The sequence below is a fragment of the bacterium genome (assembly GCA_036524115.1).
In the GTDB taxonomy this organism is placed as follows: Bacteria; JAUVQV01; JAUVQV01; order JAUVQV01; family DATDCY01; genus DATDCY01.
Window position 1 is genome coordinate 1 of sequence record DATDCY010000064.1, and the last position, 9738, is coordinate 9738.

At 66.7% G+C, this 9738-nt stretch carries 12 protein-coding genes and 1 tRNA gene; 7 read left to right on the forward strand and 6 right to left on the reverse strand.

What is annotated here, in order from left to right; all coding sequences use genetic code 11:
* Nucleotides 1–329 (reverse strand): hypothetical protein (locus VI078_03025; GenBank protein ID HEY5998256.1); only part of this gene is annotated, 329 nt, incomplete at its 3' end.
* Nucleotides 330–477: 148 nt separating this feature from the next.
* On the opposite strand from VI078_03025, the gene VI078_03030 reads away from it, so the two are divergent.
* The 7 genes from VI078_03030 (at nt 478) to VI078_03060 (ending at nt 5559) form a co-directional block, all read left to right on the forward strand.
* Nucleotides 478–1002 (forward strand): lipocalin family protein, encoded by a 525-nt coding sequence (locus VI078_03030; GenBank protein ID HEY5998257.1) that lies wholly within the window; start codon nt 478–480, stop codon nt 1000–1002.
* 99 nt (nt 1003–1101) lie between these two features.
* Nucleotides 1102–1320, forward strand: a complete 219-nt coding sequence (locus VI078_03035; GenBank protein ID HEY5998258.1) for a ribbon-helix-helix protein, CopG family — start codon at nt 1102–1104, stop codon at nt 1318–1320.
* Nucleotides 1317–1718 carry a putative toxin-antitoxin system toxin component, PIN family gene (locus tag VI078_03040; GenBank protein HEY5998259.1) on the forward strand — a complete coding sequence of 134 codons (402 nt, stop codon included), beginning with the start codon at nt 1317–1319 and terminating at the stop codon, nt 1716–1718. Before VI078_03035 ends, VI078_03040 begins: the two co-directional genes overlap by 4 nt.
* A 31-nt stretch (nt 1719–1749) precedes the next feature.
* A complete protein-coding gene (locus VI078_03045; GenBank protein HEY5998260.1) occupies nt 1750–2661 on the forward strand; it encodes a 50S ribosomal protein L11 methyltransferase in 912 nt (303 codons plus the stop codon).
* A 155-nt stretch (nt 2662–2816) separates the two neighbouring features.
* The gene (locus tag VI078_03050; protein ID HEY5998261.1) at nt 2817–3848 is read left to right on the forward strand and encodes a hypothetical protein; all 1032 of its coding nucleotides are present in this window, start codon (nt 2817–2819) and stop codon (nt 3846–3848) included.
* A gap of 162 nt (nt 3849–4010) precedes the next feature.
* Nucleotides 4011–4235, forward strand: coding sequence for a CDGSH iron-sulfur domain-containing protein (locus tag VI078_03055; protein HEY5998262.1), 225 nt, complete (start codon nt 4011–4013; stop codon nt 4233–4235).
* Nucleotides 4236–4332: 97 nt separating this feature from the next.
* Complete coding sequence (locus VI078_03060) at nt 4333–5559, forward strand: ATP-binding protein (GenBank protein ID HEY5998263.1); 1227 nt, start codon at nt 4333–4335, stop codon at nt 5557–5559.
* A gap of 123 nt (nt 5560–5682) precedes the next feature.
* On the opposite strand, the gene VI078_03065 is transcribed toward VI078_03060, so the two are convergent.
* The 5 genes from VI078_03065 to VI078_03085 form a co-directional block, all read right to left on the reverse strand.
* The gene (locus VI078_03065) at nt 5683–8010 is read right to left on the reverse strand and encodes a DEAD/DEAH box helicase family protein (GenBank protein ID HEY5998264.1); all 2328 of its coding nucleotides are present in this window, start codon (nt 8008–8010) and stop codon (nt 5683–5685) included.
* Between the two features lie 251 nt (nt 8011–8261).
* Nucleotides 8262–8624, reverse strand: coding sequence for a DUF86 domain-containing protein (locus tag VI078_03070; GenBank protein HEY5998265.1), 363 nt, complete (start codon nt 8622–8624; stop codon nt 8262–8264).
* On the reverse strand, nt 8614–8928 hold the full coding sequence (locus tag VI078_03075; GenBank protein HEY5998266.1) for a nucleotidyltransferase family protein: 315 nt from the start codon (nt 8926–8928) through the stop codon (nt 8614–8616). Before VI078_03075 ends, VI078_03070 begins: the two co-directional genes overlap by 11 nt.
* A 368-nt stretch (nt 8929–9296) precedes the next feature.
* A tRNA-Leu gene (locus VI078_03080) sits at nt 9297–9384 on the reverse strand.
* A gap of 13 nt (nt 9385–9397) precedes the next feature.
* Nucleotides 9398–9738: tyrosine-type recombinase/integrase (locus VI078_03085; GenBank protein ID HEY5998267.1), on the reverse strand; the 341-nt coding region annotated here is incomplete at its 5' end.

Below are 9738 nucleotides of genomic sequence, written 5' to 3' on the forward strand. Positions count from 1 at the left end.
AGGTAGAAGAGATGGGGATCCCCGTTGGGGACGGAGCCCCTCAGGAAGCTGAACTTGTGCTTGATGTAGCTGCTCGGGGTCACGTGGTCCGTGAGACCGAGGATGAAGAAGTAGAGGCGCTTGCCCAGACTCTTGAGTTCCCTCAGGAAGTCGTCGGTGGCAGCCTCCGGTGAAAGGCTCATCCGGTCCCCGTAGATCGCCTTGAGGAACCGGATGTCGTTCTTGATGTCCTCCGTCCGGTAGGCGTTGTGGAATTCCGCGTGTTCGCGGTTGATCCCGAACTCCTCGACGAGGCGAAGTTCCGTGCCTTGGGCCCTGGCGTCTTCCATGATCTCCTCCTCGGACCAGTATTGGCGCGCGGGTTCTCGCCGACGTTGTGGTGCGTCAGCCGCTCGGGCGATGGGCGGATCAGCCGCAGCGCGCCGCCCTGCTATACTTTACTCCATGGCAATGCAGCTGCGGGGGATATCCGCGGAGATGATCGCGTTCGCCTGTTCGCTCCCGTGCCTGCTCTGCGCCTGCGCGTCGGCCGGCCCGGCGCCCGCCGCGCTCCAGGTCGTCGCGAAGGTCGACCTCGCACGCTACGCCGGCCGGTGGTACGAGATCGCCAGCTTCCCCCAGAGCTTCCAGAAGGGGTGCACGGACTCGCGCGCGGACTACCGCCTCCGCGGAGACGGCACGGTCGAAGTGCTCAACAGCTGCCTGCGCGACGGCAGGGTGGACACGGCGAAGGGCAGGGCCTGGGTGGTGGACAAGGCCACGGGCGCCAAGCTCAAGGTCTCGTTCTTCTGGCCGTTCCGGGGCGACTACTGGATCATCGAACTGGGCGGTGACTACGAGTACGCCGTGGTCTCGGCGCCGTCCATGAAGTACCTCTGGATCCTCTCGCGGACGCCGCAGATGGACGAGCAGCGCTACCAGGAGATCGTCGGCAGGTTGCGGGAACGGGGATTCGACGTCGCGAAGCTCAACCGGACGCCGCAGGGGAACCGCAAGGACTAGCCGCCTTTCCCGAGACGAGAACCGCAAGAGCATTGTAGCTTCCCCGTGCTTGACGCCCGCCACCCCGCGTACTACCGTGTAACACAAGGAGGATCTGCGATGGGCGATACGGTGACGGTCAGGCTTCCGGCGAAGCTCAGAGGGGAGCTGGAGCGCGTGGCGCGCAGCGAGAAGGCATCCAAGAGCGACATCGTCCGCGACGCGGTGGCACGCTACCTCGCGGTCCGGCGTTTCCGGGCGCTGCGGGCAGGCGTGCTGCCGTTCGCGGAGGCCCAGGGGATTCTCACCGACGAGGACGTCTTCAAGGCGCTCTCGTGAGGATCGTCTTCGACGCGAACGTCCTCGTGGCCGCCTTTGCCGCGCGGGGGCTCTGCGCCGACCTCTTCGAGGCTTGCCTCTCCACTCACGAGTGCGTGGCCGCCCCGCGGATCCTCGCGGAAACCGAGGATGCGCTGCGGCGCAAGGTGCGGCTTCCGGCGCCAAGGGCGACCGCCATCCGCCGCTTCCTGGAGGAGCATCTGCGCGTGGTGACGCCGGCGGCCGTCGAGCGCGATGCCTGCCGCGACCCGGACGATCTCCCGGTCCTCGGCGCCGCCCTTGCCGCAGGTGCGGACTGCATCGTCAGCGGGGACAGGGACCTGCTCGAACTCGGGAGTTTCCGGGGCATCCCGATCCTCGCGCCGCGCGCGCTCTGGGAGCGGATCAGCGCGGCCTGAAGCCGCCGAGCCGACTGGCTTCGTGGCGCAGATGAAACCCGACGCCTTCGGCGGCTGCCCGCGCCTGATCTCGGACCGGTTCAAGGCGACGTTCCCCGCCGCTATCGCGGAGGAGGCCGCCGCGATCGCCGCCGCCATCCGCGGCTGCCCGGTGCGGGTCGCGAGCGTGCCCGAGGGCGCCCGCATCGTCGTCCCGCTCGACCCGAAGGCCGGCGACGCCGACGCTATCATCGCGCGTCTGGTGGCCGCGTTCGAGGACCTGGAGCGGCGCAGCGCCGGGGCGACCGTCTCCCTCGAGCGCGAGCAGTGGTACGCCGAGGAGGACCGCGACGCCCGCCACCCCGACGAGTTCCGCCCCTTCCTCGCGGCGCCCGGGCTCCTCGTCACCCCCGCCTGGCTGGCGCGCGAGCCCGCCCCCGGGCAGCAGGTCCTCGCGATCGACCCCGGGGCGGCCTTCGGGTCCGGCTACCACGCCAGCACGCGGCTCGCCCTCGGGCTGCTGCGCGAGCGGACGGCGGCCGTAGTCCCGCGGCGGATGCTCGACGTCGGCACGGGCACCGGCATCCTCGCGCTGGCCGGCGCTCTCTGGGGCGCCGCCGAGGTGACGGCCGTGGACGTCAAGCCGGAGGCCGTGGCGGCCGCCCGGGCGAACGCCACGCGCAACGGCCTGGCCGCGCGGGTGCGGGTCTGCGGCGAGCTGCCGCGGCCCGGGGAGGGCGCGTTCGACCTCATCGTCGCGAACATCACGGCGGACGTGCTGCTGCGCCTCGCCGCGGATCTGGTATCCCGGCTCGCGGCGGGGGGCGCGCTCGTGCTCTCGGGCATGCTCGCCGACCTGCAGTCCGAGGAGGTCTGCGCCGCCTGCGAAGCGCTGGGCTGCCGCCGGGCGGCCTCGCGCGTCGAGGGGGAGTGGGAGGCGCTGCTCTTCGAAGGACCGGGGTAGCGCGGGGGGCCGGACGGGTTCCCGTTCAGGGCGTGCCGAGCTTCGGCGCGGGCCCGACACCCTGCTCCCGTAGGCGCCGGCTTCAGTCCCCCGCCGCCGGGGACGGGCCCCGGCGTGCTAGTCTTTCCACCCGACGAACCGGGAGGAGGCAGACCATGCTGAGATTCGAAGCCGTCAGGAAGGAGACCACGGTCCTCGACACCCGCGCCGGCGGCGCCCGCAAGGTCATCCCCAGCGAGGTGCGCCGCGACCCGCTCACCGGGCGCACGGCGCGCATCTGCCACTTCATGGAGCTGAAGTGGCAGATGCCGGACTTCGCAAAGATGATCGAGGGGACGCAGTCGTGGTGCCCCTTCTGCCGCGAGCGCGTACTGCAGGTCACGCCGCAGTTCCCCCCGGAGATCCTCGCGGAGGGGCGGCTGACGCGCGGCGACATGGTTCTCTTCCCGAACCTCGCGCCCTACGACGCGCTGAGCGCGGTCGCCACCTTCGGCGACCGGCACTTCACGCCGATGACGGAGTTCACGCCCGCGCAGGTCGCGCAGGCCTTCGGGCTCGCGCAGGAGTTCTTCCGCAGGCTGGACGCCGCCGGTCACCCGGAGTCCGCCTACCACGTCGTCAACTGGAACCACATGCCGCCGGCGGGCAGCTCGCTGATCCACAGCCACCTGCAGGTGTTCGCCAGCGCGCACGCGCCGAACCTGCTCGCCCAGGAGCTGGAGGCCGCCGCGCGCCACCACGCCGCGGGCGGACGTGTCTTCTGGGACGAGCTGCTGGAGCACGAGCGCGCCGAGGGGGCACGCTACCTCGGCTCGCGGGGGCGGGCGCACTTCCTGCAGTCGTTCGCGCCGCTGGGTGTCGCGGGGGACGTGCTGGCGATCGTCGAGGGCGTCTCCGCCACGCTGGAGCTGACGGACGCGGACCTGCTCGCGCTCGGCGAGGGGCTCTGCGCGGCGATGAAGGCCTACGACTCGCTCGGGGTGTACGCCTTCAACATGAACTTCTTCACGGGCAGGAGCGGCGACCGCCACGCGCGGTTCCACCTGCTCTTCTCGCCGCGGACCTTCTTTAACCAGGCGCTCGGCGCGACCGACGTCGGCGCGCTGCGCAACCTCTACAACGAGAGCATCTGCATGGCCTACCCCGAGGAGATCGCCGAGCGGCTGCGGCCGTTCTTCGCCGGCTGAGCCCCGGCGGTGCCTCCGCGGCAGTGAAGCGCCGGGGCGGGTGCGTTCCGTCGCCGGCAGCGGGGTGGTGACGATCGGCCCGATTGACCGTACATTGGGTCCGGAACACGCACCGAGCCCGTTTCCCGCCGGCTGACGCCGGCCAGCCAGGAGGAGACCGCCATGGCGCAGAACGCTCCGTTCATCCTCACCCTCGAGCCCGGGACGTACTACTGGTGCAGCTGCGGCAAGAGCGCGAAGGCGCCCTTCTGCGACGGCTCCCACAAGGGCACCGGCAAGGAGCCGGTCGAGTTCGTCCAGGAAAAGAAGGGTCCGGTGCCGCTCTGCGGCTGCACGAGGACCCTGGCGCCGCCGCGCTGCGACGGCTCGCACGCCAGGAAGGAGTAGGCGCGGGAGCGGCTCGCGGCGCATGTGCCCGAGTCGGTATTGACCACGGAGGCGATTCCGGCTAGTTTGCAGTCATGCTGCATTTCTGCGAGGCGCCATGTCGGCCTATCTGACCCGGACACTCGAGCGCTTCGTCGTCGGTCCCGCGGCGCGCTTCCCCGTGCTGCTCCTGACGGGGGCCCGTCAAGTCGGCAAGACGAGCATGCTGCGCAAGCTGGCGGCCCCCGGGCGCACCTACGTCACGCTGGACGACCCACTGGCGCTGCGCCTCGCCCGGGAGGACCCCGCCCTCTTCCTCGAGCGCTACCGCGCCCCGGTGCTGATCGACGAGATCCAGTACGCGCCGCAGGTTCTCCCCCACGTCAAGATAGCGGTGGACCGGACGAAAAAGGGTGCCGGCTTCTGGCTCACCGGGTCGCAGCCCTTCCACCTGATGAAGGGCGTCTCGGAGTCGCTCACCGGTCGCGTGGCGGTCGTCAACCTCCTCGGGCTCTCGCGCCGGGAGCTCCTGGGGCGAGGGAAGGACGCCGACCCCTTCGTGCCGCCGTCGGCGCGGCGGCCGGCCGCGCCTCCCGCGAAGGCCGCCTCGCTCGCCGAGATGTACCGGGCCATCTGGCGCGGATCGTTCCCGGTCGTGGCCACCGACGAGACGGTCGACCGCACGCTCTTCTTCAGCTCGTACTTCCAGACCTATCTCCAGCGTGATGTGCGCGATCTGGCCCGGGTCGGCGACGAGATGGCGTTCATGCGGTTCGTCAGGGCGGCCGCGGCGCGCACCGGCCAACTGTTGAATCTCTCCGAACTGGCGCGGGACGCCGACGTGGCGCCCAACACCGCCAAGTCGTGGCTCTCCATCCTCCTGGCGTCGGGAGTGATCCACCTGCTGGAGCCGTGGCACGGGAACGTGACGAAGCGGCTGGTCAAAGCGCCCAAGCTCTACTTCCTGGACACCGGCTTTGCGTCCTACCTGACGGAGTGGTCGAGCCCGGAGACCCTCGAGGCGGGCGCGATGTCCGGCGCGATGTTCGAGACCTGGGTCGTGGCCGAGATCCTCAAGAGCTACCGGCACAACGGCTTGCAAGCGCCCCTCTTTCACTACCGCGACCGGGACGGGCGGGAGATCGACCTGCTCGTCGTCCGCGACGGCGTGATCCATCCGGTCGAGATCAAGAAGAGCGCGGCACCCCGCCCCGAAGATGCCCGGCACTTCAGGGCAATCGCGGGTGCCGGGGCGCGGGTCGGCGCGGGCGCGGTGGTCTGCCTGACGGCCGAACCGCTGCCGCTGACCCGCGACGTCACCGCCGTACCCGCACATCTTCTCTGACTGCGCGATGACCGGTCGACGGGGCAGACCGTGAATGTGATCCCGAGCAGGTTTCGCATTACCCGGCCGCGTGATCCTGGCTCGAATTGTGCCTCCACGAGGCCAGAGACGTCGTAACGACCCTTAGGCATGGTGAGCTCTCGCCCCTTTGAATTCCTGTGCTCCGGTGTCAGTCACTGCATACCCCATGGCACGATAGCCCCTGAGCCGCTTACGATACATCCGCCCCAGGACAGGTACCTGCTCATCGACGTAGTCGTAGATCTGCACGACCCGCTTGCCTGCATGCGTACGGTGCAACCTGCCGGCGTATTGTTGCAGTGTCCCCCGCCACGAGATCGGCAGCGCGAGAAACATGGTGTCCAGACGGGAGTCGTCGAATCCCTCTCCGATGTAGCGTCCGGTGGCCAGCAGGAGACGCTCCTCACCATCGGGCACCCCGGCCAGACGCTGCGCGACCTCTGCGCGCTGGCGCCGCCCCATGCCGCCACGCAGCACGATGATGTTCTTCGCGAAGTTCTTCAGCCTGGCGGCGAAATACTCGAGGTGTTCCGTCCGCTCCGTGAGCAGGATCGGGGAGCGGCCCTTCTCGAGGGCAAGGAGAAGATCGTTGAAGATCAAGTCGTTCCGCCGTTCGTCGGTGACCAGCGAGGCATAGACCTCCTGGATGCCCAATTCCTGCTCGGCCTTGGGGAGTTGATAGTCCGTTGCCCGGGGAATCACGACATGCTCGACCGTGCTGTCGGCGCCTGTCGTTCTCGCCGTGGTGCGAAAGCGGATCGGCCCACACTGCATAATGATGATGGGGTGATGACCGTCCTTGCGATACGGCGTTGCGGTGAGGCCGAGGACGAACCGAGCCTTGGCCTTCCGAAGCACCTGCTCGAAGGTGAACGCCGACAGGTGGTGACACTCATCCACGATGATCTGGCCGTAGCCGTTCACCAACTCCTCGACCTCGCCCGCGCGACCGATGCTCTGCAGCAGGGCGACGTCCAGAAGTCCTGTGGGTCGGTTCCTGCCGCCGCCGATCTCCCCGACGATTACCTGATCTCCTTTGCTCTCCCCGTCTTGAATGCGCTCGAGAAAGGTCGTCAGCCGCTCCCGCCACTGGTCGAGAAGCTGTCGTCGATGGACGAGCACCAGTGTGCTGACGCCGCGCTCGGCAATCATCCTGGCGCCGACCACCGTCTTTCCAAATGCGGTTGCCGCGGAGAGTATGCCGGTATCGTGGCCGCACAGCGCCTGCACGGCCCGCTCCTGCACTTGGGTCAGCGTCCCTCTGAAGCTCACCTCCAGAGGAATCCCGACTTGCCGCTCGTCGATCACCTCGAGGGCGACCCCGTTCGCATCGAGCAGAGCCTGTAGCTCCTCCCGACATCCCCGGGGCAGCCCGATGTGCCTGGGAAAGTCCTGCGCGCAGGAAATGACCCGCGGCTTGTCGTACGTCGAGAGCCGCATCGCCTGCGCCCTGAAGAATTCCGGATTCTGGAAGGCTGCGAGTCTCACCAGTCGGTTCATGACCTTCGGCGGCAATCCATCCTTCTCGATGAACAGCATGTTCGCCATCACGGCGCGAACCGCCTGCGGCAGCGGGCCGGCTATCCTGGCCTTTCTGCTCATCGAGTCCGCCGGTGGCGTGATCCAGGGGTCAACGCCCTCTTCCTCTTCGGACAGACTGAGACGGACGCCGATCACCGCGTCATGGCGAAGGGCATCGCCCACGACTCCTTGCACTGCAGCCACTTCCATCTTCCGCATCTTCGCGAGAAATGCCCACTGGTCAGCCCATGGTTCCCCCGAAGGAGCAAGAAAGACGCTGTTGCCCTTCTCCCGGGGCTCCTTCTGCAGCGGCAAGGCGACCAGGTTTCCGAATCCGCCTTTCGGCAGCGTGTCCTGACTTGGGAAGAAACGGTCGTAAGACTTCAGAGCCGGCTCAGGGCGGCTCTCCGTGGTGAGCGTCACAAGATGAAAACCGAGACGCCTCGCGAGGCTGGCCGCGACAGGCTCCGCGAAGAGAATCCAGACATGGGCGCCGTTACCTGAGCGCGAGCGCTCGAGATACGCCGGCACTCCCACCCGTTGGGCGCTCTCCAGGAATGCCGCAGCATCTTCCATCCACGAAGCGCCATCGAAGTCGGCGACCAGGAACCGGCACGTTTCGTCCGAAAGCATCGCGTAGACACCGATCGTCTTCTTGCCGGACAAGTGCTCGGTGATCACCTCGTCCGAGAGCGGCCGATACTCCCGGTGTGCGCAGGCGGCGCACTTGATTCTCGGCTTCGCGCAGTAGAGCCGATCCCATTCGTGCACGCAGGAGGGCGAGTAGCCGGAGCGCCCATCCTTCCCCGCCCACCTCGCGGCGTAGACGTCCTCCCGACCGCGGAAGAGTTGCGTGAAGAGGCGGACCTTCTCTTCAGGGGAAGAGCCGGCGTGAACCGAAGTGGCCACGTCCGACTCGTGCGCATGCACAGGAGCTGGCTCAGGCGAAGTAGTTGAGGTTGCTGTTACCGGAAGAACTTCAGGTCGCTCAAGACGCTCCTTGAGGGCACGGTTCTCCGCCCGAAGGCGCTCCACCTCGGCACGGAGGAGCTTGACTTCGTCGGAATGCACTTCCACTACAAGTCAGTCCCGTCCGAGACGATGTAGCAGAAATTCAACCGGCGTGCTCGAAGCGACGGGGAGTGGAATCCACGATGACTTCACGTCCCTCCATCACCCGGGACTGCCGGAAGAAGGACCTCCAGCGCGAGAATCAGTTCCGGGATGCGCTCCGAAGCGACCCGCCAAAGAAGTTCGTGTTTGATCTCGCCATACTCGTGGGCCAGCACGTTTCTCTGGTTGATTACCTTGCGCCAGGGGATCTCGGGGTGGCTCGACTGGAATCCGGTGGATACCCTGTTCGCCGCTTCTCCGATGATCTCGACGTGGCGCTCGACCGCTCCGCGAAGCATCCTGTTCTTCTGATAGTCGTGCAGGGTCTTCCCGGCGACGAACTCCTTGACGGCCCGCGCCGCGTCAAGCATGTCCCAGAGATATGCGGCGTCGGCCTTCTCAGGCTGCATAGAGAATCTCGCGGTTGTTGAGAATCTCGTACCGGCGAAAGGGATTGCGCAGGCCCGACTTCTCGACAAGGTCGATGTCACGGCCGAAGAGATCCCGAAGCTCCTCGATCATCTCGGTCCACTCGTAGAGACTCCACGGGGCGTCCGGGGCGAGGTCAACGAGGATGTCCACATCGCTGCCGGGACTGAAATCGCCGCGCAATATCGACCCGAAGAGGGAGAACTCGACGATCTGCCACTTGCGGCAAAAAGCGGCAATGGTTTCTGCAGAAGGGACGACCAAGGCGTTCGTAACCGGAACCATGAAGATATGATGCCACAAATGCTTAGGCGCCGGGGACGGACGTCGTCTGGCGTTTTTCCGGCAATCCCCTGCCGAGGGGAGTGCTCGAGATGAACCGCGGGAGGGATTGAGCGCCCTGCTGACGGGTGCCTATGCGCAAGAATGGTTTCGTCAGGGCGTATGTTCAATTTGGACGAGTTGTCAACCATCATCATCTTCCCCAAGGGACTATATCTTCGAATATTCTTCTGCCTCAGAAATGCAGGAATCCATCTTTTGTCCTGCACTTTCAAGATGATAGCTGACAGCAACCAGTCCCTTTGCCCCTCACACAATCCCTTTTTGAATTCCACGTCCAATCCCTTGGGTGCGTAGCATATTGTTTTTTTTGGTGCCGGGGGCGGGCATCGAACCCGCACGGGGATGAACCCCAAGGGATTTTAAGTCCCTTGCGTCTGCCAGTTCCGCCACCCCGGCATATCCTTAGACATCATGCACTTATCGCGGTCTTTGTCATCCGTTCGGCCGCGTCTTCGGCGTCACTTGTGCCATAAACGTGCGATGCAACGGAAGGCGCGGACATCCTGTCCAGCGTCGCGTATGTGTGCGCCGCGGTCGCGTGCGCGTACCGCTCTATCATCCGCAAGCTCGACCATCCGCCGTGCTTCATCAGCTCGGCGACGGTGCCGCCGGCCTCCATGTAGCGGGTTGCCCAGGTGTGCCGCGTGTCGTGGACTCGAATCTTCCGAAGACCGGCGCGCCTGAGCGCCCCTTGCCAGCCGTCTTTGATGTCGCGCAGGGGACTGCCGTCCGCCTGAGAGAAGACGTACT

Coding starts and splice junctions, on each gene's coding strand:
- VI078_03030 (HEY5998257.1), top strand. CDS start 478: ATGATCGCGTTCGCCTGTTCGCTCCCGTGCCTGCTCTGCGCCTGCGCG.
- VI078_03035 (HEY5998258.1), top strand. CDS start 1,102: ATGGGCGATACGGTGACGGTCAGGCTTCCGGCGAAGCTCAGAGGGGAG.
- VI078_03045 (HEY5998260.1), top strand. CDS start 1,750: ATGAAACCCGACGCCTTCGGCGGCTGCCCGCGCCTGATCTCGGACCGG.
- VI078_03050 (HEY5998261.1), top strand. CDS start 2,817: ATGCTGAGATTCGAAGCCGTCAGGAAGGAGACCACGGTCCTCGACACC.
- VI078_03055 (HEY5998262.1), top strand. CDS start 4,011: ATGGCGCAGAACGCTCCGTTCATCCTCACCCTCGAGCCCGGGACGTAC.
- VI078_03060 (HEY5998263.1), top strand. CDS start 4,333: ATGTCGGCCTATCTGACCCGGACACTCGAGCGCTTCGTCGTCGGTCCC.
- VI078_03070 (HEY5998265.1), bottom strand. CDS start 8,624: ATGCAGCCTGAGAAGGCCGACGCCGCATATCTCTGGGACATGCTTGAC.
- VI078_03075 (HEY5998266.1), bottom strand. CDS start 8,928: ATGGTTCCGGTTACGAACGCCTTGGTCGTCCCTTCTGCAGAAACCATT.